Below are 19,574 nucleotides of genomic sequence, written 5' to 3'. Positions count from 1 at the left end.
CTCAGTAGATCATGATCGGGCGGATCTCGACCTTGCCGCCCTCGACCACCGGCATGCGCTTGGCCCAGGTCAGGGCGGCGTCGAGGTCGGGGACGTCGATCAGATAGTAGCCGCCGAGCTGTTCGCGGGTCTCGGCGAAGGGTCCGTCGTGCACGGTCTGGACGCCGCCGGGGCCGTTGTGGACGGTGGTCGCGGTGTCGGTGGTCTGCAGGCCGTCGCCGGAGACCAGCAGGCCCAGTTCGCGCAGTTCCTTGGAGAGCGCCATGTGCTTGCCGACGATCTCGGTCAGGGTGGCTTCGTTGGCCCCCTGGTAGGCGGACTCGGGTTCGTAGATCAGGATCATGTACTGCATGGGATTGGTCCCCGTTTGGCTGCGACGGGGCGCAGCGCCCGCGTCTGATAGCATAGACGGGCGGGCTGTCGCGGATTCGACAGGGCCCGCGGAAATCGCACAAGCACGCGTTTTCTGCTAGGATCGCGCCATGAACGTTTCGCTCAGTCAGGAACAGCAGGCCTTCATCGAACAGGCGGTGAGATCGGGCCGATTCGCCTCAGCGACCGAGGCCATGGCCGAGGCTGTGCGCCTGCTTGAGGCTCAGGACACCAAGCATCAGTTGCTGAAGCGCGACATCGAGCTTGGTCTCGAGAGCGGCGACGCCGGCGACCTCGACGAAGCCTCCATCGAGGACGTGAAGGCCCGGGGCCGCGCCCGTCTGGCGGCCAAGCTCGCCGCCGAATGAGCCGTGTCGTCCAGACGCGGCAGGCCATCGTCGATCAGGACGAAATCACACCCGAGCCGTTCTAGGCGCCCAGCGTTTCCTGGAACCGCACCGGCTCGCCCAGCGCCGGGGCCACGACCTCGTCCTCGCGCATCACGACCCGTCCCCGAATGATTGTGGCCATCGGCCAGCCGGTGACCTCCATGCCGTCAAACGGCGTCCAGCCGCTGCGGGTGGCCATGTCGGCGTGTGTCAGGACCCGTTTGGCCTTGAGGTCGACGATGGTCAGGTCGGCGTCGTAGCCCTCGGCCAGGCGGCCCTTGCCGGCGATGCCGAAGACGCGCTGGGGGCCGTGGCTGGTCAGGTCGACGAAGCGCTCCAGGCTGAGGCGGCCGGCGGCGACGTGGTTCAGCATGATCGGAACCAGGGTCTGGACGCCGGGCATGCCGGAGGGCGAGGCCGGATAGGGCCGGGCCTTTTCCTCCAGGGTGTGGGGGGCGTGGTCGGAGCCGAGGACGTCGGCGACACCGGCCCCGATGCCTTCGGCCCAGAGGCCCTCGACATGCTCCAGGCCGCGGATCGGCGGGTTCATCTGGGCCAGGCCCTTGAGGCGTTCGTAGGCTTCCGGGCCGTGCAGGGTGAGGTGCTGGGGGGTGACCTCGACGGAGGCGACGTCCTTGTGGTGGGCGAGGAAGGCGATCTCTTCCTTGGTGGTGACGTGCAGCACATGGATGCGGCGGCCGACCTTGCGGGCCAGGCGGACCAGGCGTTCGGTCGAGCGGATGGCGGATTCGGCGTCGCGCACTTCCGGGTGGCTGGTCCAGTCGCCGGTGCGGGCCAGGGGGCGGCGCTCGGCCAGGCGGTATTCGTCCTCGCTGTGGAAGGCGGCGCGGCGGTTGATGGATTTGAGGACGGCCTCGACGCCCTCGTCGTCGGCGACCAGCAGGGTGCCGGTCGAGGCGCCCATGAACACCTTCACGCCGCAGCAGCCGGGCAGGCGTTCCAGCTCGCCCAAGAAGGCGGCGTTCTCGTGGGTGCCGCCCATGTAGAAGGCGTGGTCGCAGTCCATGCGGTTCTTGGCGCGGGCCAGCTTGTCGGCCAGGGCGTCCGGGTCGGTGGTGGTCGGCTCGGTGTTGGGCATCTCGAAGACGGCGGTGACCCCGCCGAGCACGGCCGCCCGGCCGCCGGTTTGCAGGTCTTCCTTCCATTCCAGGCCGGGCTCGCGGAAGTGGACCTGGCTGTCGATGACGCCCGGCAGGACGGTGAGGCCGGCGGCGTCGAAGGTCTCGCCGGCGCTGGCCTGGGAGAGGTCGCCGATGGCGGCGATCTTGCCGGCCCGGACGCCGATGTCGGCGCGGCCGCGGCCGGAGTGGTTGAGCACCTCGCCGCCGCGGACGATCAGGTCGTAGGTATTGGGCATCGGGCGGCGCTCCTCTTGGTTCCTTCTCCCGCTTGTCGGGAGAAGGTGGCGGCCCCCGGGTCGCGCGAAGCGCGCGCCCGAGGATGAACTGCGCCGACGGATGAGGGCAGCGCCGGAGGTCAGTGATTGTCAGCGCCAACCTTCAAAGGTCGGCGCTGCCCTCATCCGACCCCTCCGGGGCCACCTTCTCCCGACAAGCGGGAGAAGGATCAAGGGTTTCCGTCGCCTTCAGCAGCTCATTCGCCGCCAGGATCACCGCCTCGGTCGGCAGGTCGAGCATGTGGCCGATGGTCTGGTTGAGGCCGGGGTCGACCTCCTTGAACTGTTCGAAGCTGCGCGGGCCGCGGACGACGCGGGTGTGCGGGCCCCAGGGGGCGTAGAGGCGGTCGTCGGAGGGACCGAACAGGCCGACGGTCGGGCAACCGGCGGCGGCGGCCAGGTGCATCAGGCCGGAGTCGTTGCCGACGAAGAGGCGGGCCCGCTTGAGCAGGGCGTAGGCGGTGAGCAGGTCCAGCTGGCCGGTGAGGTCCAGGCACTGGTCGCGCGGCAGGGAGCGGCGCAGCTCGTCGACGTAGCGCACGTCCTCCGGCCCGCCAAGGATGACCAGCCGGCCGCCGGCCAGCGGGCCGTCATCAGACATCAATCGCTTGGCGGTGGTGGCGAAGCGGTCGAGCGGCCAGGTCTTGCCGAACCAGTTGGCGGCCGGGCCCATGGCCAGGATCGGGCGGGCCTCGCCGATCAGGGCGTCGGCGGCGGCCTGGCGTTCGTCGGAGACGTAGAGATAGGGGGCGGGCGGATCGTCGTCGATCTGCAGCAGGCGGGCGGCCTCGATGACCTTGTGGACCGGTTCGCCGTGACTTTTCCTGTGCACGGCGCGGCGCTTCCTGCGGATGAAGCTGGAGACGGCCGAGCCGCGCATGTCGATGACCAGGCCCCAGGCGGTGTGGCGCACCTGGTTCCACAGCTTGAACCAGTGGCCGCTGCCCTTCTGCTTCTCCATGACGATCAGGCGGTCGAGGCCGGGGACGTCGGCGAACAGCGGCGCGGCGGCGGGGCCGACGGCGATGGTGAAGCGGGCGTGCGGGATCTCGCGCGCCAGCCTGTGGATCAGGCCGGAGCTGAGCACGGCGTCGCCGATGCGGCCGGGACCAATGAAGAGAATCGGGAAGGGCGTTGAGGCCATTTGCGGGATAGTAACCGGGTTGCCTCTGGCGCTCCAATGCGACGCGCGCCACTTATGGACGCATGACGATGTCGCAACTGAGGCTGACCGACCGGGCGCTGGTGCGGGTCAGCGGCGAGGACTGGCGCGGGTTCCTGCAAGGCTTGCTGACCCAAGACGTCGAGACCCTGGCTGCCGGCGCGCTGAGGTACGGAGCGCTGCTCACGCCGCAAGGACGGCTGCTGGTCGACCTGTTCATCCTCGGGACCGAGGACGGGGCGCTGATCGAGGTGGCGGCCGACCGGCGCGAGGACCTGATCCGCCGGCTGACGATGTACCGGCTGCGGTCGAAGGTGATCATCGGGCCGGACGAGGCGGGGGTGTTCGCGGCGTTTGGGGATAATCCTGGGGCGGGCTGGATCGTCGATCCGAGACTGCCGGCGCTGGGTTGGCGCGGGTACGGGCTGGAGGTCGCCGACACGGCGAGCCGGGCGGACTGGGATGCGCACCGCATCGCGCTGGCCGTGCCGGACATGGCCGACTTCGGCGACGACGCCACCTATCCCATCGAGGCCAACCTCGACCTGTTGAACGCCATCGACTTCAAGAAGGGCTGCTTTGTCGGCCAGGAGACGACCAGCCGGATGAAGCGGCGCGGCGTGGTGAAGAGCCGGATGCTGCCGCTCAGGTTCGACGGGCCGGCGCCGGCGGCGGGGGCCGAGGTGCTGAAGGGTGAGCTGCGGGCGGGCGTGGCGGGGTCGGGGGTCGAAGGGTTGGCGCTGGGGCTGATGCGGTTGGACCGGATCGACGGGGCGCTGACGGTTGAGGGTCGGGCGGCGGAAGTGCTGCGCCCTGAGTGGATGGCGCTGTAGCCCTCCCTCCCCATAAAGGGGAGGGAGAATTCTTACTGCGCCGGCGTCGCCGGAATGGGAGGCGGAGCCTGTTCGGTCAGTTTGGCGGTCTGGGTGATCAGGCCCGGCAACGGCCCCGTGTAGCGGCCGGCGACGAAGACCTGGAACAGGCCGGGGTCGCTGACCGTCACGGTCAGGCCCTTGAGAGCCGGAACGCGGTAGGCCTCGCCCTGCTGCAGGACGCGGGTGAAGTAGTTGGAGCCGTCGGGGCCCTTGACCTCGAAGGTGCCGTTGCGGCGGGCCTTGACGATCACCTGTGAGCTGATGGGCGCGCCGGCCGGGGCGCCGTAGACTTGGCCTTCGGCCTTGAACGCCGTGCCGAGCGGCAGCGACAGCCCCGGAACCTCGGCCAGCTTGGCGGCGGTGTCGGCGCCGTCGCCGTTGCCGGCCATGCCGGGCGTGACATAGGCGTCGGGGGTCGTCGATTCCACCGGCGGCGGGATGGCGGCGCCGACCTGGATGGGACCGCCGGTGTCGGTGGACGGGATGACCGGAACCTGGGTCTCGGCGACGACGGCCTGGCTGGGGGCCTTTTCGGCGATGGCCCGCTGGGCCACGTTCCACAGCAGGATGGCGGCGCCGATCAAGAGGCCGGCGATGATGATCAGGGCCAGGCGCGGATCGCGCTCCTTGCGCACGCCGACCGGCGCGCGCAGGCCCTCGTCGTGCTCGGGATTGTCATTGCGGAAGCGTTCGACCGCTTCGTCGACGTCGAGGCCGAGGTGACGGGCGTAGGCCTTCACATAGCCGATGGCGAAGGGGCGCGAGGGCAGCTCGTCGAGGCGCATGTCCTCGAGGGCGGCCAGATAGGTCTGACGGATGCGGGTGGCGTCGGCCAGGTCCTGCAGGGTGACGCCCTGGAACTGGCGGACGGCCTTGAGGGCGGCGCCGACGTCGTGGCCGTCCTGCAGGGACGGCGCATCGCTGCGCGTCGCGTCCGATGAAGGATCGTACTCACCCGTGCGATACAAAGACGTAACCCCGCCGGTATCCAGCGCCATGACTAGGAAAGCCCCCACTCAACGCAAGCAGCGGAGCTCGCGCATGAGGCGAGAGTCCCGCCGTTCGCCTCTCCTACCGCGAGAGACGTTAACGATCCTTTGTGGATAACAAAATAACGCCCGGATTTCAATGCGGTAACCCCCCGTGAGGTCAAAAGTCACACCGCGACATACAATTTCCGGGCCAGAGTCTCGATCTCGTTGCGAACAGAGCCCGCCGCGCTCTTGATCAGGGTGTTGACGCCGCGCGCCGCGGCCTCGCGATCGCAGCTGAGAACCATCTGTTTGACCGGCCCGATCCCGGCCGGCGGCATCGACAGTCGGTCGAAGCCCAGGGCCGTCAGAGCGAAGGCTTCCAGGGGCCGGCCGGCCATTTCGCCACAGACCGAGACAGGGGTTCCCGTTTCGGCACAGGCCGACTGGATCTGCTTCAGCGCCCGCAGGGCCGGCGGCGACAGCGGGTCATAGCGGTCTGCGACCCGCGGATTGCCGCGATCGGCGGCGAACAGGTATTGCATCAGGTCGTTGGTCCCGACACTGACGAAATCGGTCATCGGCAGCAGGGCGTCCAGGTGCCAGATCAGCGACGGCGCCTCGATCATCGCCCCGACGTCGAGACGGCTCGGGGCCGGGCGGCCTCTGCGCAGGGCCCAGCTGACCTCGTTGTCGACCATGGCGCGGGCGGCGCGGAACTCGTCGACGTTGGCGACCAGCGGGAACATGATCCGCAGCGGCCGGCCCTTGGAGGCCCAGATCAGCGCCCGCAGCTGCATCTTGAGGAGGGCCGGACGGTCCAGGCCCATGCGGATGGCCCGCCAGCCCAGCGCCGGGTTCTCCTCGCGCTCGGCCTCCATGTAGGGCAGCAGTTTGTCGCCGCCCAGATCGAGGGTGCGGAAGGTGACGGGCAGGCCGTCGGCGGCCTCGAAGACCTTCTGGTAGAGGCTGGTCTGGGCTTCGAGGCGCGGCAGCTCCTCGGCGACCATGAACTGGAACTCGGTGCGGAACAGGCCGATGCCCTCGGCCCCGGTCTCGCGCAGGATGTCGAGGTCGACGGCCAGGCCGGCGTTCATCAGCAGGGTGATCTTGGCGCCGTCGCGGGTGAAGGCGGGCGTGTCGCGCAGCTTGGCGAACTCGGCCTTGCGCTGGACGCGCACGTCGAGGCGGGCGTTGAGCGCCTTGATGACGTCCGGCCGGGGCCGCAGGAAGGCCTCGCCGCTCTCGGCGTCGACGATGACCGGGTCGCCCTGGCTCAGGCGGTCGCGCAGGCCGGCCAGGCGGCCGACGCAGGGGATGTCGAGCGCCCGGGCGACGATGGCCGCATGGCTGGCCGTCGAGCCCTCCTCCAGGAGGATGCCCTTCAGCTTGGTCCGGTCATACTCCAGCAGGTCGGCGGGGCCGAGGTTGCGGGCGATGAGGATGGCGTTCTCAGGCAGCTCGCGCTTGACGTCGCCGTCGCCGGACAGGTGGCGCAGCAGGCGGTCGTTGAGATCCTCCAGGTCGTGGAGGCGCTCGCGCAGGTAGGGATCCTTGGCCTTGCCAAGGCGCGCGCGGTGTTCGGAACGGACCCGCTCGACCGCCGCCTCGGCGGTCAGCCCTGAGCGCACGGCTTCTTCCAGCGACCGGTTCCAGCCGCGGTCGTGGGCGAACATGCGGTAGGTGTCGAGCACCTCGTAGGAGGCGCCGATCAGGCCGCCCTCGCCTTCCAGCATCTGGTCGATCTGGGCCTGCAGGCCGCTGACCGCCGCCTTCAGCTTGGCCTCCTCGGCGACCGGATCGTCGCTGAGCAGGTGGCCGACGGCGACCGGCTGTTCGTGCAGCACGGCGACGCCATAGGCCAGACCGTCGGCGAACTTGGCGCCCTTCAGCCGCTCGGGCCGGTGCGGCGCGATCTCGACGTCGCGCAGTTCGGCCTCGCCGAGGATGTCGCCGGCCCCGACCAGCTCGGCCAACACCATGGCGATGATCTGGAGGTCCTCGACCTCTTCCTCGCTGTAGTTGCGGGTGGTGGCGTTCTGCACGACCAGCACCCCGATGGCCCGGCCGCCGCGCAGCAGGGGCACGCCGAGGAAGGCATGGTAGGGGTCTTCGCCGGTTTCCGGGCGATAGGCGAAGGCCGGATGGTTGGGGGCGTCGCTGAGGTTCAGCGGCCGGCCGAGGCGGACGATCTCGCCGACCAGGCCCTCGCCGGACTTGAGCCGGGTGACGTGCACCGCCTCGCGGGCCAGGCCCTCGGTGGCGAACAGTTCCAGGTCGCCATGGCTGCGGCGCAGGTAGAGGGAACAGACCTCGGCGACCATCGAGCGGGCGATGATGCGCACAACCATGTCGAGCTTGGCCTGGGCGGGGGCGCCCCCGGCCATGGCCTCGCGAATCTGCCGCAGCAGACCGCGCGATCCCCGCACTGCAAGGCCGGTTGGGCCCATGGTCGTTGTCTCTCCCTTTCCCTTATCTAGTAGCAGAATTCCGTGAGGGAACGGTGACCATTGCGGTTATTCGGCGCCGCGGCCACGCAATGCCCGAAATCTGCTCGCTCCCATGGCGCGAGGGCTGGCCTTTTACGCTCGCCATGCTAGCAATAACGGTGATCGTCCGGGATTTTGGGCGATGATTGGGGACGGATGTATGTTTTTCAACGACGACAACATGCTGGACTTCCGGGGGAACGGGTTCGGCGGCGACGTCATGGACGCCATCTTCGGCGGTCCCGTCGGCTATGACGCCGGCGAGGTGGTCATCACCGGCCGGGTGCCGGGCGCCCTCTATGTCGACGACTTCTCCGAGGCCCAGATGGGCCTGGAACACATCCAGCCGCTGGAATTCGCCCAGAACGAACTGAGCGGCATCGTCACTGTCGAGGTCGTCGATCTGGCCAGCGACGACGATCCGTCCCCCGAGCCGGTGGTCGACGACGGCGGCGAGGACGCCCCCGCCGGCCTGGCGGCCGCCAATGACGACGAGGCGCCCGCCGCCCTGAGCCTGGTCAGCCACGGCAAGGACGCCGAACCGCTGGTCCTGATCCCGACCGACGGCGACGGCCACGAATCCCTGGTCCAGCTGGACCCGCTCGACCTGAGCATTCCGCCGATCCCGACGCTGCCGACCTTCGAGGCCCCGACCGTCACCGTGACGGCGCCGAGCTTCGACGACGACGCCCCGCCGGTTTTCTTCGGCCGCGCCTATCAGTCGCTGTCGTTCCTGATCCTCGACACCCCGTATGTGGTCGGCGACGACAACCTGCCGCAGACCCTGCGCCCGCCGATCAACGAACTGCTGGGCCTGGGCGACGACGACGACGGCCAGGACTGGGTCCTGCCGCTGGGCGGCGCCGGCGCCTGGCGCCTGGGCTGATCCCATCGACATTGACTTGCGAAGCGCCGGCCGAGAGGCCGGCGTTTTTCGTTTGAGGCCAGCCTACTGGGTGGCGGACTTGAGGGTCTCGGCCGGCTGAACCAGGGCGACGCAGACGTAGGCGACCCCCATGGCCAGCGCCACCGGAACCAGGCTGGCGGCGGCGACCGCGACAGCGGGCCAGGCGCCGGCCTCGGAGGCGAGGCCCCCCAGGGTCCGCCAGGCGCCCAGCAGAATCGCGTTGACGACCAGGGAGAAGGCCGCCCCGAGCGCCGCGGCGGCGGCGATGGGGGCGGTGAGCCGGGCCACCAGCCGCGCCGTGCCCGCCCCCAACGCCTGGCGAATGGCGATCTCGCGCCGCTGATGCTCGACGGCGTTGAGGACCAGGGCCGTACAGATCCCCAGGAACACCAGGCTCATGACAACGGCGCCCAGACCCAGCAGGGCGGCAATGCGGCCCTCTCTGGCGTAGGCGTTGCGGCCAAGCCGGGTCAGGCTGGTCGGCGGGGCCGACGCGGCGCGCGGCAGGTCGGCCAGGGCCGCCTGGGCCGAGGCTCCGGGCTGCAGACGGACGAGAATCCGCCGCGACGGGACGCCGGAGCGTTCGCGCAGGGTGACGAATTCCGAGCCGACGACGTGCAGGGTCGGGCCGGTGGGATCGTTCAGGCGGTCGAGCCGGATGTCCGGGACGATGGCGACAATGACGCAACGGTCGGGGAAGGCCGCCAGCGTCACCCAACGCCCCAGGAGGTCGGAGGGGCGGCTGAACCCGAGGCTGCGGGCCAGCTGTTCGCTGGCGGCGGCGCGGCAGCCCTTGCCATCGGCGAGACGCGGCAGGGTTCCGACCAGGGGCCGGCGGCCGGTGACCTGGAAGATGGTGACCTCGCCGGTGAGCACCGTCGCCTGCTGAAACCGGCCCGCCCCGGCCAGTTGCAGGCTCATGTTGCCGGCGCTGACGTCAAACGGCCTCCAGTGCAGCGTCCCGGCGGCCTCGACCCCCGGTCGGCCGGCCAGCGCCTGCAACACCGCGTCGACATGGTCGGCCCGCGCCGGGACGAGCAGCAGCCGGTCGTCGTCGGGGGTCAGCGCGGCGCCCCGGGCGACCTCCACCCCGAACAGGGCGGCCGAGAAGGAGAAGGCGCCGCTGGCGCAGACCAGGATGGACAGCCCGGCCGCGGTCAGGACCCAGGCCAGCCGCCGGCCGTGCGGGCGCGGCTGGACGAGCTTGATCGGCGCCGTCATCAGGATCGGCGTCAGGCCCAGGGCGGCGGCCGCCAGAACCAGGACGCCGCAGACGACGAAGGCTGTGGCCACGCCGGACCAGACGATCGGTCCGGGATCGCGTTTGCCCAGGTAGGCGAGGACCTGGCCGCCCGCCAGGGCGATCAGCAGGACGGACGGCAGCGCCGCCGCGGCCATCAGGCCGCCGGCCATCGCCATGCCGCGCAGATAGATCTGGCGCGGCGCGTCGCCCAAGCAGATGCGGACGCCCATCTCCGCCCGGCGCGCCTCCAGCGCCGTCTGGACGAACAGGAGCAGCGACACGGCGACGCCGCCGAGGCTGATCAGGGCCAGCAACAGGCCCGTCTGCCGCTCAAGGGCGCCACCGGTCACGACGAACCGCGGCTCGCCCGACAGGCCGCCCGGGACGCCGGACCGCAGCCGGGTGATCGGCGTCAGGTCGGCCGGCGTCTCCAGCCCGGTCACCTGCCGCATGGCCAGGGCGGCGCTTCGCGCGGCCGTCTCGGGATCGCCCCGCAGGCGCACATAGGTCAGGGCCGGATAGTGGTGCGTCGAGCCGAGGATCGAGTTGGCGTAGTCGAAGGCCTCGGTGAACGGGACCACGGCGTCGTACTGCAGGTGTGAGGTCGGGCCGGGGCGGTCGATGACCCCGAGAATCGGCAGCCGGCGCGCCCCGACCTGGACCTGGGCGAGCGGGCCGCCCTGGACCGCCTCCAGGCGTCGCAGGGCCTGGCGCGTGAGCCAGACGCCCGGCCGCGTCCCGAAGGAGGAGAGCCCCGTCCCGCCGGACGTCACCTTGAACAGCTGGGGGAAATCCGGGTCCGCGGCGATGACCTGAAGCCGCACCTCGCGATCGGGCCGGGCCGGCGCCCGCAGGGCGGCCGCGGCCGGGGCGACGCGCACCGCCTGGACCACCGCGCCCGAGGCGAGCAGGGCGCCGCGCAGTTCCTTGGGCGTGTCGGCCCGCGCCTCGTCGGCGCTGACCACGCTGGTGAACAGCGCCGGGGTGCGGGTGGTCACCCTGTAGGTGGAGGCGGCGAAAGGGTGCTCCCGGTCGCTGGCCAGGTCCAGGGCGACGCTGGCCGTCATCAAGGCCCCGACCGCCAAGCCCACGGCGATGATGACGACCATCGCCGCCGCCGTCAGCCATTGCCGCGTCGATCTCAAGAACGACCCCCAGAAGGACGCTTCATGCGGCCTCTAGGGCTCACAGGGGCGGTTGGCGCACTCCCTGGCCTTGCCCTTCTGGGCGCCGTTCAGGACCGAGGCGAACTCGGCGGCCGGCACCACATCGTCGCCGTTGGCGTCGAAGGCATACATGAAGCGGTCCGCCTTGCTCATGCGCTCTACGGCGATCTTCTCGGCGCCCTGCTGGCCCGGTTTGACCGACATGCTGAAGTCGGCGGTCTCGGCCTCGTGGCGATCGACCCGACCATCGCCGTTCCTGTCGATGGAAGAGAACAGGATCCGGTGCAGCGGATTTTTGAAGTCCGCAGAGGCCGGCTGGCTGGAACTGGCGGCCGCGAAAGCGCCAACGCCCGCGATCACCACCGCCCCGGCGATGCCCGTCGCAATCCATTTGTTGAACCTGAGCGCCACGATCAATTCCCCCTTAACCTGAAATTGCATGGATTCCATGCAAACGGTTACGTCGCAAGAGCGTTACGCGCGGAAAGCGCGTGCCATTTCACAAAACGTGTTAGAGTGGTTCAAATAACACGGTTCGATTGACTCGCATCTTGATACTCGCAATGGTGGAGTCGCCGTCCATGGCGGACGTGCGCCACTAGGGGGACTTCAATGATCAAGTTGATTAGGACCGGCATCGCCGGGGCCATTGCCGCGGCGACGCTGGGTGTCAGCGCGCCGGCGTTCGCGGCGTGCCAGGATCGGTGGATTTGCGTCACGGTCGATGTCGGCGTCGAACTGACCCTCTGTATCAAGGTCAAGATTTGCGACAGCGACCCGACCGGCGACAGCGATAGCATCGGCTAGGGCGTTTTTCGCCCGGTAGGCCGGAGTTCGGCGGCGGAGCCCTGGTTCCGCCGCCGGCTTCGTCGCCGGGTGAGGGCTTGGGGAGCACTTCACGATGGCCATGAGCGCGGAGAGTCCGCAGCTGTTCCGAATAGGACCGGCCCCATCGACGCCCGGCGCGGGCAAGAGATCGATCTTCGAGCGGGATGTCGGCGGGCAGGACTCCCCGCCCGGCCATGACGGAGGTCCCCGGCGGCCGTGGCGGCCGGGCAACCGTCTGCTGGCGGTCGGCGGCGCCCTGGGCGCGGTGGTCATCGCGGTGGCGACGGCCGGCTTCAGCCTGGCCGGCGGACCCAGCCTGGCGCCCTCAGAGGCGACCCTGGCCGAGGTCCGGCAGGAGGCCTTTTCCCCCCTGATCGTCGGAACCGGGGCCATTTCCAGCGACTCCGGCCTGACGGTCGCGGCCCTGGAAGGCGGCGTGGTCGATCAGATTCTGCACCGCAGCGGCGATCGGGTCACCAAGGGCGAGGCGATCCTCACCCTGGCCAATCCGACGCTGCAGCGGGAGGTGGCCGACGCCCTGATGCGGCTGGAGAGCGAGGAGTCCGCCTTGCGCGCCCAGGAGGGCGACGGAGAGCGCCAGATCGCCCAGGCGCTGGACCGGGTGAGAGACGCCGAATACCGCCACCAGGTGGCTCGCAATGACCTGGACCGCAATCAGCAGCTCGAAGAGCGCGGCTTCGCCTCCAAGGCCCGGATGGATCGCCTGCGCGAGGACGTGGCCTTCGCCCGCAAGCAGCTCGACGCGGCCGGAACCGAGCACCGCCGGCTGACGACGCTGGAGCAGGAACGCCGCCTGGCGCGGGGCGAAGCCCGGCGCCGGCTGGTCGACCTGAAGGCCCTGCAGTCGGGACGGCTGGATGCGCTGATCGTGCGGGCCCCGATCTCGGGCGTGCTGGGCGGCGTCAATGTGCGCCAGGGGGCGCCGATCCGGCCCAACGACGTGATCGGCCAGATCTCCGTGGAGGACACCGTCCGGGTCGAGGCCCGGGTGCCGGACGTCAACGGGCCGCTGCTGAAGGTCGGCGGCCGAGCCCGGCTGATGGACAATCCCGCCGCGACTCTGGTCATCCGCTCGATCGATCCCGAGGTCGAACAGGGCTCGCTGACCGTGCGTCTGGAGTTTACCGGCGCCGCGCCGCCCGACTTCAAGCCTGGACAGACCCTGCAGCTGGCCTTCGCCGCCGGCGCGCCGAGGCAGGCCCTGGTGGTCCGCTACGGCGACCTGGTCGGTCCCGAGACCGTCTGGGTGGTGGATCGCGACGACGCCATGGCCAGGCCCAAGGCGGTCCGGCTGGGCGAGCGGGCGGGCGACGACGTCGAGGTGCTCTCCGGGCTCAAGACCGGCGACCGGGTGCTGATCGGCTCGGCCAAGGCCCTGGACGGCCACGGCAGCGTGCGGTTGCGCCCTTGACGATGCTGCAGCTCGACGGCGCCTGGAAACAGTTCGCCAGCGGACCGGTGGCCGTCACCGCCCTGGCCGACGCCTCCCTCGATCTCGCCGAAGGGGAGTTCATCTCGATCACCGGTCCGTCCGGTTCCGGCAAGTCGACGCTGGTCACCCTGCTGGGCCTGCTGGACCGGCCCGATCGCGGTCGCCTGATCTTCATGGGAGAGGACGTCTCGCGCTATTCCGCCAACCGGCTGGCGGCCCTGCGGCGGGCGCATATCGGCTTCGTCTTCCAGGCCTTCCATCTGGTGCAGGACATGACCGTCCTGGAGAACGTCATGCTCGCCCTCGAGGGCCTGGTTCGCGGCCGACCCGCCCGGCGGGCCCGGGCCGAGGCGGTGCTGGAGCGGCTGGGGCTCTCGGACCGCGCCGCCCACCTGCCGTCGCAGCTCTCCGGCGGCCAGCAACAGCGGACGGCGATCGCCCGGGCCATGGCCAAGGAGCCGGACCTGCTGATCTGCGACGAGCCGACGGGCAATCTCGACAGCGAATCCGGAGACCGGGTCGTCGAGCTGATCCAGGCCCTGAACGCCGCTGGGGCCGCGGTCGCCCTGGTGACCCATGACCCCCGGCTGGCGGGACTGGCCGGGCGGCGCCTGCACATCGCCGACGGGCGGCTTTCGGAGGCTGGCGGCTCGGCTCAATCCAGCAGCGTCGTTAATCTTGTATAGTCCTTATGGTTGTATTAGCGTCGGACATTCGACGGCTCGGGAGGGGTCCCCAATGTCCATGTCCAACCTGCTGTTTTCTCCGTTTGGCCGAATCGGCCGCGGCCAGTTCTGGGGCGCCTGGCTCGGGGCCTCGGTGATCGGCGCGATGCTGGGCTGGATACCGCTGCTCGGCGCGGTCGTCGGCGCGGCGGTCTTTTATGTGATGATCTGCCTGTTCTCGAAACGCCTGCATGACATGGGGCGCTCGGGCTGGTGGCAGGTGCTGCCGGTCGTCGCCTCGCCGCTGCTGATCCTGGCGGGCTTCTTCAGCCTCAGCGGCGCGACGCTGACGCCGGTCGGCGAAACCGGCCTGGACGTGCGTGGCGGGCTGGGCGAGGGGCCGCTGTTCGCCGGCGTCCTGCTGGCCATGGCGATCGGGCCGCTGTTCCTGGCCTGGGTCGGCCTGACGCCGGGCCGCGACCCCGCCCCGGCCGAAAGCCTGCAGACGGCCTGACGGCCGCCCTTCCCGTCGCTCGCGGCCTGACCTAGGCTCCCCCAAGATGAGGGGAGCACGATGAGCGTCACGGAAACCGGGGCCGATGGCCAGCTGCCGCCGGAGGCCAGCGCGCCCGGCATGACCGCCGGCCAGCGGCTTCGCGCCATCCTCGGCGGTTCGGCCGGCAACCTGGTCGAGTGGTACGACTGGTCGGCCTATCTGTTCCTCAGCCTCTACTTCGCCAAGCAGTTCTTCCCCGAGGGCGACCAGACCGCCCAGCTCCTGAAGGCGGCGGCGGTGTCGCTGGTCGGCTTCCTGGCCCGGCCGCTGGGGGCCTGGCTGATGGGACTCTACGCCGACCGGTCCGGGCGGCGGGCAGCGCTGACCCTGTCGGTGTCGCTGATGTGCCTGGGCAGCCTGATCATCGCCTGCGCCCCGACCTATGCCCTGGTCGGCGGCCTGGCCCCGGTCATCCTGCTCGGCGCCCGGCTGCTGCAGGGCCTGTCGGTCGGCGGCGAGTACGGGGCCAGCGCCACCTACATGAGCGAGGTGGCCGGCAAGCAGCGGCGCGGCTTCTGGTCCAGCTTCCAATACGTCACCCTGATCGCCGGCAGCCTGACCGCCCAGCTGGTGCTGGTGGTGCTGCAGCAGACGATGAGCGACGAGACCCTCGACGCCTGGGGCTGGCGCATTCCCTTCGTCATCGGCGCCCTGCTGGCCGTGGTGGTGTTCTGGATCCGCCGCCGGCTCGACGAGAGCCACAGCTTCAAGGTCAAGACCGGGCAGGTCCGGGTGGCCCGCGCCCAGGTCTGGTGGGTGTCGCTGATGTTGGCCGGGGTGGTGGTCGCGGCCATCGTCTCCTTCACCGTGCCTGGCATCGCCCAGCCGGCCCAGATCGCGGCGGTGGTGCTGTTCTTCGCCCTGCTGGCCTCGCTGATCGCCCCGACCATCAAGGCCCATCCGCGCCAGACCCTGGCGGTCATGGGCCTGACCGCCGCCGGCTCGCTCGGCTACTACGTCTACACCAGCTACATGCAGAAGTTCCTGGTCAACACCTCGGGCTTCAGCAAGGACACCGCCACCCTGATCAGCGTCTCGGCGCTGTTCCTGTTCATGCTGGCCCAGCCCCTGTTCGGCTGGCTGTCGGACCGCTTCGGCCGCAAGCCGATGCTGATCGTCGCCTTCTCCGGCGGGGTGCTGATCACCTGGCCGGTGATGTCGGCCATCGCCGCAACGACGAACCCGATCACCGCCTTCCTGCTGCTGCTCAGCGCCCTGCTGTTCCAGTCCTGCTACAGCTCGATCTCGGCGGTGGTGAAGGCTGAGCTCTATCCCACCCACGTGCGGGCCCTTGGCGTCGCCCTGCCCTATGCGGTGGCCAATGCGGTGTTCGGCGGCAGCGCCGAATATGTCGCCCTGGCCTTCAAGCAGGCCAAGACCGAGAGCGGCTTCTACGTCTATGTCACGGTGGTGATGGTGCTGGGGCTGGTGGTCAGCATCCTGCTCAAGGACACCCAGAAGAACAGCCAGATCCTGGAGGATTAGGAGGGCAGATGATCGACCCGGCCAATCTCGCCGCCCTCGGCTTCTACGTCCTCTGCTGGGTGTTCTACGAGCCGCTGCTGCGGATGTTCCGGGGCCCGGCCGGCTCGCTGAACAGCGACATGGCCCGGGTGCGGGTCGCCTGGATGCTGCAGATGGCCCGCCGTGAGGGGCGGTTCATGGACGGCCAGCTGCTCGGCCACGCGCTCAACTCCGGCAGCTTCTTCGCCAGTTCCAACCTGCTGCTGATCGCGGCTGTGGCCGGGGTGCTGTTCGGCGGCGAGGACAGCTTCCGCTCGCTCTCGTCCCTGGCCCTGATCCGCACCAGCGGCCGACTGCTGTTCGAGACCCAGCTGGCGGTGATGCTGGTCACCCTGTCGCGGGGGCTCCTCGACTTCATCTGGTCGATCCGCCAGATGAACTACACCCTGACCATCGTCGGCGCCGCGCCGGAGCCCAAGGAGGGCGATCCGCCGGCCGACCCCGCTGTGGTCGACGCCATCGCCCAGGCCGGCGCGCGGGTGCTCAACGGCTCGCTGAGCGCCTTCAACGCCGGGGTGCGCGGCTACTACTTCGCCCTGGCGGCGGCGGCCTGGATGTTCGGCCCGATCCCCTTCGCCATCGCCACCATGGGGGCGGTGCTGCTGCTGGCCTGGCGCCAGACGCTGAGCCCGGCGGCGACGGCGGTGCGGAACCTGCGCAGGACGCTGGACGAGAGCGGGACGGAGTAGGGCGAGAACAACCCTCCCTCCCCTTTATGGGGAGGGTGTCACGCGCAGCGTGACGGGTGGGGTAGTCGGATGCAGCGCGCCCGGTCACGCGTGTACCCCACCCTGCGAGGCTTCGCCTCGCTGTCCCTCCCCATAAAGGGGAGGGAGGGTTTCAGGCGATCCCCAGTTCCTTGCGCGCCTTCTTGGTCAGCTTCTGGGCGATGATGCCATGCGCCGAGGTCTGCCAGTCCGCGACCTCCGCCGTATCCTCCGCCTTCAGCGAGGCGAACCGGACCCATTTGGCGCGCTGCATGTAGGGGGCCGGGATGGCGCGGCCCGTCTCCGTCAGGGCTTCGAAGGCGATGTCGCTGGCCTTGAAGGAGAAGCTGTCGTCGCCGGGCCCGTAGATGCAGAACATCCGACCGCCGACCTTGTAGACGTGATGGTCGCCCCACAGCACGTCCATGGTCACGCCCGGCAACGCCCTGGCGGCCTTGTCGAAGGCTTCGGGCGTCACGCCTCTACCCCAACGCCGATCGGACAGGTGACGCCGGTGCCGCCGATGCCGCAGTAGCCGCCCGGGTTCTTGGCCAGGTACTGCTGGTGGTAGTCCTCGGCGTAGTAGAAGGGCCCGGCCTGGGCGATCTCGGTGGTGATCTCACCGTAGCCCTTGTCGGAGAGGGCCTGCTGGAAGGCGGCTTTCGAAGCCACCGCCGCCGAGGCCTGGGCGTCGTTCAGCGGATAGATGCCCGAGCGGTATTGGGTGCCGACGTCGCCGCCCTGGCGCATGCCCTGGGTCGGGTCGTGGTTCTCCCAGAAGGCTTTCAGCAGATCGTCGTAGGAGACGACCTTGGGGTCATAGACCACCAGCACCGCCTCGGTGTGACCGGTGCGGCCCGAGCAGACCTCTTCATAGGTGGCGTTCGGCGTGAAGCCGTTCACATAGCCGACGGCCGTCGAATAGACGCCCGGGATCTGCCAGAAGATGCGCTCGACGCCCCAGAAGCAGCCCATGGCGAACACCGCCGTTTCCAGGCCCTCCGGCCAGGGCCCGTGCAGGGGGCGGCCGTTGACGAAATGGCGCTCGTGCTCGCCGAGGATCGGTGTGCTGCGACCCGGCAGGGCGGTGTCGGCGGTCGGCAATTCGGCGGTCTTCTTGAAGAACATGGCGGGACTCCGGAGCTGTTGCCGACAAGATAGGACGTGAGGGGCCGTTTCACCACCGAGGCTGGCGCGGGAACGGCTTCGGTGTAACAGTGATCGGGTTCGAAGAGCGCCTCCAAAGAGCGCTCCCCAGAGGGAGGATGCCATGTCCCGTCCCATGCGCGCCGCGCTGACGGCCGCTGTTTCCACCTTGCTGATCGCGCTTCCCGCCTCGCCCCTGCTGGCGGCCAGCGGCGGTGGCGGCGGCGGTGGCGGATCGCCCGGCGCCTCGGCCCCGATGTACGACCCGGCCGCCGAATACCAGAAGGGCGTCGAGGCCCTGAAGGCCAACAAGTGGAAGGACGCCCAGCGCGCCTTCGGCCATGTCACCGAGGCCGCGCCGAAGCTGCCCGAGGGCTGGTTCCTGCTCGGCTATTCCAAGGCCAGCGGCGGCGACCTCAAAGGGGCCCGCAAGGCCTATGAGAAGGCCGCCAAGCTCAAGCCCGAGGACATCGCCACCCGCCGCGAACTGGCCGTCACCCACGCCAAACTCGGCGACGTCGACAAGGCCAACGCCGAGCTGACCGGCCTCAAGGGCCGGGCGACGACCTGCGCCGGAACCTGCGCCGACGCCGCCCTCTTGAAATCGAGCATCGGCGCGGTCGAGGCCGCCCTGGCGCCGCCGGCCACCGGCGCCGCGCCGGCCCCGGCCCCGCAGTCCTTCCTGACCCTGCCGGGGGCCGACGAAGGCGACCTCGCCTACGCCGACGCCAGCGGCCTGATCAACGAGAAGCGCTGGGCCGAGGCCTGGGCGTCGCTGTCCCAGGCGCGGCTGGCCTTCGGGCCGCATCCGGACGTCCTGACCTACCAGGGCTACGTCCAGCGGCGCATGGGCCAGTACGACATCGCCGAAAGCTACTACCGCCAGGCCCTGGCCATCGCCCCGGCCCACCGGGGGGCGCTGGAATACTATGGCGAGCTGAAGGTGGTGCGCGGCGATCGCGACGGCGCCCGGGTCCTGCTGGCCCGGCTCGACGCGGCCTGCGACTTCGGCTGTCCGGAGGCGGAGGAGCTGCGGCGATGGATCTCGGCCGGCGGCCAGCCTTCCTGATCCGTCCCGCCCTGGCGCCCTTGCTGCTGATCGGGGCCGGCCTGCTGCTGCTGGCCGCCGCCGCCCCGCCGCTGGCTGAGATGCGCTGGCTGGCCGCTGGCCCCGATCGTGACCGGGCGCTGACGATGCGCCCCGGCGAATGCCTGACACTGCCCGCCGACCCCGCCGCCCGCCAGAGCGTCGAGGTCGGCCGCGCCGCCTTCCGCAGCCCACTGCTGCTCGGCGGGCCGGCGGCCCGGGCGGGCCTCTCCTGCGACAGCTGCCACCGCGACGGGCGAAGCAACCGCCTGTTCCAGTTCCCCGGCGTCTCGGGGGCGCCGGGCACCGCCGACGTCACCACCTCCCGCTTCAGCAGCCATCGCGGCAACGGCGTCGACGACCCGGTCGCCATCCCCGACCTCTCCGGCCCCCGCGCCGCCCTGAAGATCGCCCAGGACCCGGCCCGCCCCGACCTGCCGCGCTTCATCGAGGGCCTGATCACCGAGGAGTTCGACGGCCCGCCGCCCAGCCCTGCCGTGCTGGCCGGCCTGGCCGCCTACGTCCGCGCCCTCAGCCCCGCCGCCTGCCCGGCCACCGGCCAGCCGCGCCTCGCCGCCGCCCTGCTGGACGACGCCGACCGCGCCGCCGCCGCCGCC

20 protein-coding genes are annotated in these 19,574 nt (G+C 70.2%); 11 read left to right on the top strand and 9 right to left on the bottom strand.

The window, feature by feature from the left end:
• Position 1: 1 nt before the first annotated feature.
• Positions 2-352 carry a YciI family protein gene (locus tag AC1RSK_RS23255; protein WP_492910070.1) on the bottom strand — a complete coding sequence of 117 codons (351 nt, stop codon included), beginning with the start codon at positions 350-352 and terminating at the stop codon, positions 2-4.
• A gap of 130 nt (positions 353-482) precedes the next feature.
• Between AC1RSK_RS23255 and AC1RSK_RS23250 the strand changes: the two genes are divergently transcribed.
• Positions 483-740, top strand: a complete 258-nt coding sequence (locus AC1RSK_RS23250) for a type II toxin-antitoxin system ParD family antitoxin (RefSeq protein WP_492910069.1) — start codon at positions 483-485, stop codon at positions 738-740.
• A gap of 61 nt (positions 741-801) precedes the next feature.
• Here the strand turns inward: AC1RSK_RS23250 and AC1RSK_RS23245 are convergent, their stop codons facing one another.
• Both AC1RSK_RS23245 and AC1RSK_RS23240 read right to left on the bottom strand, forming a co-directional pair.
• Positions 802-2,139, bottom strand: a complete 1,338-nt coding sequence (locus AC1RSK_RS23245) for a dihydroorotase (protein WP_492910068.1) — start codon at positions 2,137-2,139, stop codon at positions 802-804.
• Between the two features lie 142 nt (positions 2,140-2,281).
• Positions 2,282-3,322 (bottom strand): glycosyltransferase family 9 protein, encoded by a 1,041-nt coding sequence (locus AC1RSK_RS23240; RefSeq protein ID WP_492910067.1) that lies wholly within the window; start codon positions 3,320-3,322, stop codon positions 2,282-2,284.
• A 68-nt stretch (positions 3,323-3,390) separates the two neighbouring features.
• Here AC1RSK_RS23240 and ygfZ point away from each other — a divergent pair, with 68 nt between their 5' ends.
• A complete protein-coding gene (gene ygfZ, locus AC1RSK_RS23235; RefSeq protein WP_492910066.1) occupies positions 3,391-4,173 on the top strand; it encodes a CAF17-like 4Fe-4S cluster assembly/insertion protein YgfZ in 783 nt (260 codons plus the stop codon).
• 32 nt (positions 4,174-4,205) lie between these two features.
• Here the strand turns inward: ygfZ and AC1RSK_RS23230 are convergent, their stop codons facing one another.
• Positions 4,206-5,213, bottom strand: a complete 1,008-nt coding sequence (locus AC1RSK_RS23230) for a helix-turn-helix domain-containing protein (RefSeq protein WP_492910065.1) — start codon at positions 5,211-5,213, stop codon at positions 4,206-4,208.
• A gap of 158 nt (positions 5,214-5,371) precedes the next feature.
• Positions 5,372-7,636 (bottom strand): phosphoenolpyruvate--protein phosphotransferase, encoded by a 2,265-nt coding sequence (gene ptsP / locus AC1RSK_RS23225; RefSeq protein ID WP_492910064.1) that lies wholly within the window; start codon positions 7,634-7,636, stop codon positions 5,372-5,374.
• 199 nt (positions 7,637-7,835) lie between these two features.
• Here ptsP and AC1RSK_RS23220 point away from each other — a divergent pair, with 199 nt between their 5' ends.
• Positions 7,836-8,561 carry a hypothetical protein gene (locus tag AC1RSK_RS23220; RefSeq protein WP_492910063.1) on the top strand — a complete coding sequence of 242 codons (726 nt, stop codon included), beginning with the start codon at positions 7,836-7,838 and terminating at the stop codon, positions 8,559-8,561.
• A 63-nt stretch (positions 8,562-8,624) separates the two neighbouring features.
• On the opposite strand, the gene AC1RSK_RS23215 is transcribed toward AC1RSK_RS23220, so the two are convergent.
• Both AC1RSK_RS23215 and AC1RSK_RS23210 read right to left on the bottom strand, forming a co-directional pair.
• Positions 8,625-10,970 carry an ABC transporter permease gene (locus tag AC1RSK_RS23215; protein ID WP_492910062.1) on the bottom strand — a complete coding sequence of 782 codons (2,346 nt, stop codon included), beginning with the start codon at positions 10,968-10,970 and terminating at the stop codon, positions 8,625-8,627.
• 33 nt (positions 10,971-11,003) lie between these two features.
• Positions 11,004-11,441 carry a hypothetical protein gene (locus AC1RSK_RS23210; RefSeq protein ID WP_492910061.1) on the bottom strand — a complete coding sequence of 146 codons (438 nt, stop codon included), beginning with the start codon at positions 11,439-11,441 and terminating at the stop codon, positions 11,004-11,006.
• 162 nt (positions 11,442-11,603) lie between these two features.
• Between AC1RSK_RS23210 and AC1RSK_RS23205 the strand changes: the two genes are divergently transcribed.
• From AC1RSK_RS23205 to AC1RSK_RS23180, 6 genes are all read left to right on the top strand, one after another.
• Positions 11,604-11,798, top strand: a complete 195-nt coding sequence (locus AC1RSK_RS23205) for a hypothetical protein (RefSeq protein WP_492910060.1) — start codon at positions 11,604-11,606, stop codon at positions 11,796-11,798.
• Between the two features lie 94 nt (positions 11,799-11,892).
• Positions 11,893-13,251, top strand: coding sequence for an efflux RND transporter periplasmic adaptor subunit (locus AC1RSK_RS23200; protein ID WP_492910059.1), 1,359 nt, complete (start codon positions 11,893-11,895; stop codon positions 13,249-13,251).
• 2 nt (positions 13,252-13,253) lie between these two features.
• Entirely contained in the window at positions 13,254-13,958 is a 705-nt protein-coding gene (locus AC1RSK_RS23195; protein ID WP_492910058.1) for an ABC transporter ATP-binding protein, read from the top strand.
• A gap of 52 nt (positions 13,959-14,010) precedes the next feature.
• Complete coding sequence (locus tag AC1RSK_RS23190) at positions 14,011-14,451, top strand: DUF805 domain-containing protein (protein ID WP_492910057.1); 441 nt, start codon at positions 14,011-14,013, stop codon at positions 14,449-14,451.
• A 60-nt stretch (positions 14,452-14,511) separates the two neighbouring features.
• On the top strand, positions 14,512-15,978 hold the full coding sequence (locus AC1RSK_RS23185) for an MFS transporter (protein ID WP_492910056.1): 1,467 nt from the start codon (positions 14,512-14,514) through the stop codon (positions 15,976-15,978).
• 8 nt (positions 15,979-15,986) lie between these two features.
• Positions 15,987-16,706 (top strand): DUF599 domain-containing protein, encoded by a 720-nt coding sequence (locus tag AC1RSK_RS23180; protein ID WP_492910055.1) that lies wholly within the window; start codon positions 15,987-15,989, stop codon positions 16,704-16,706.
• A 151-nt stretch (positions 16,707-16,857) separates the two neighbouring features.
• Here the strand turns inward: AC1RSK_RS23180 and AC1RSK_RS23175 are convergent, their stop codons facing one another.
• Both AC1RSK_RS23175 and msrA read right to left on the bottom strand, forming a co-directional pair.
• Positions 16,858-17,202: an MmcQ/YjbR family DNA-binding protein gene (locus AC1RSK_RS23175; protein ID WP_492910054.1), complete on the bottom strand. Its 345-nt coding sequence runs from the start codon at positions 17,200-17,202 to the stop codon at positions 16,858-16,860.
• Positions 17,199-17,852, bottom strand: coding sequence for a peptide-methionine (S)-S-oxide reductase MsrA (msrA, locus tag AC1RSK_RS23170; RefSeq protein ID WP_492910053.1), 654 nt, complete (start codon positions 17,850-17,852; stop codon positions 17,199-17,201). Before msrA ends, AC1RSK_RS23175 begins: the two co-directional genes overlap by 4 nt.
• 142 nt (positions 17,853-17,994) lie before the next feature.
• On the opposite strand from msrA, the gene AC1RSK_RS23165 reads away from it, so the two are divergent.
• A complete protein-coding gene (locus tag AC1RSK_RS23165; RefSeq protein ID WP_492910052.1) occupies positions 17,995-18,939 on the top strand; it encodes a tetratricopeptide repeat protein in 945 nt (314 codons plus the stop codon).
• Positions 18,909-19,574 (top strand): hypothetical protein (locus AC1RSK_RS23160; RefSeq protein WP_492910051.1); only part of this gene is annotated, 666 nt, incomplete at its 3' end. The genes AC1RSK_RS23165 and AC1RSK_RS23160, both read left to right, overlap by 31 nt.

The organism is Caulobacter sp. GW821-FHT11A05 (genome assembly GCF_058809015.1).
The sequence above is the reverse complement of the archived record's forward strand: the minus strand, read 5'-3'. Positions and strand labels throughout refer to the sequence as shown.

Bases quoted from the DNA above. Each gene is read 5' to 3' on its own strand.
- AC1RSK_RS23255 (WP_492910070.1), bottom strand. From the start codon at position 352: ATGCAGTACATGATCCTGATCTACGAACCCGAGTCCGCCTACCAGGGG.
- AC1RSK_RS23250 (WP_492910069.1), top strand. From the start codon at position 483: ATGAACGTTTCGCTCAGTCAGGAACAGCAGGCCTTCATCGAACAGGCG.
- AC1RSK_RS23245 (WP_492910068.1), bottom strand. From the start codon at position 2,139: ATGCCCAATACCTACGACCTGATCGTCCGCGGCGGCGAGGTGCTCAAC.
- AC1RSK_RS23240 (WP_492910067.1), bottom strand. From the start codon at position 3,322: ATGGCCTCAACGCCCTTCCCGATTCTCTTCATTGGTCCCGGCCGCATC.
- ygfZ (WP_492910066.1), top strand. From the start codon at position 3,391: ATGTCGCAACTGAGGCTGACCGACCGGGCGCTGGTGCGGGTCAGCGGC.
- AC1RSK_RS23230 (WP_492910065.1), bottom strand. From the start codon at position 5,213: ATGGCGCTGGATACCGGCGGGGTTACGTCTTTGTATCGCACGGGTGAG.
- ptsP (WP_492910064.1), bottom strand. From the start codon at position 7,636: ATGGGCCCAACCGGCCTTGCAGTGCGGGGATCGCGCGGTCTGCTGCGG.
- AC1RSK_RS23220 (WP_492910063.1), top strand. From the start codon at position 7,836: ATGTTTTTCAACGACGACAACATGCTGGACTTCCGGGGGAACGGGTTC.
- AC1RSK_RS23210 (WP_492910061.1), bottom strand. From the start codon at position 11,441: ATGGAATCCATGCAATTTCAGGTTAAGGGGGAATTGATCGTGGCGCTC.
- AC1RSK_RS23205 (WP_492910060.1), top strand. From the start codon at position 11,604: ATGATCAAGTTGATTAGGACCGGCATCGCCGGGGCCATTGCCGCGGCG.
- AC1RSK_RS23200 (WP_492910059.1), top strand. From the start codon at position 11,893: ATGGCCATGAGCGCGGAGAGTCCGCAGCTGTTCCGAATAGGACCGGCC.
- AC1RSK_RS23195 (WP_492910058.1), top strand. From the start codon at position 13,254: ATGCTGCAGCTCGACGGCGCCTGGAAACAGTTCGCCAGCGGACCGGTG.
- AC1RSK_RS23190 (WP_492910057.1), top strand. From the start codon at position 14,011: ATGTCCATGTCCAACCTGCTGTTTTCTCCGTTTGGCCGAATCGGCCGC.
- AC1RSK_RS23185 (WP_492910056.1), top strand. From the start codon at position 14,512: ATGAGCGTCACGGAAACCGGGGCCGATGGCCAGCTGCCGCCGGAGGCC.
- AC1RSK_RS23180 (WP_492910055.1), top strand. From the start codon at position 15,987: ATGATCGACCCGGCCAATCTCGCCGCCCTCGGCTTCTACGTCCTCTGC.
- msrA (WP_492910053.1), bottom strand. From the start codon at position 17,852: ATGTTCTTCAAGAAGACCGCCGAATTGCCGACCGCCGACACCGCCCTG.
- AC1RSK_RS23165 (WP_492910052.1), top strand. From the start codon at position 17,995: ATGTCCCGTCCCATGCGCGCCGCGCTGACGGCCGCTGTTTCCACCTTG.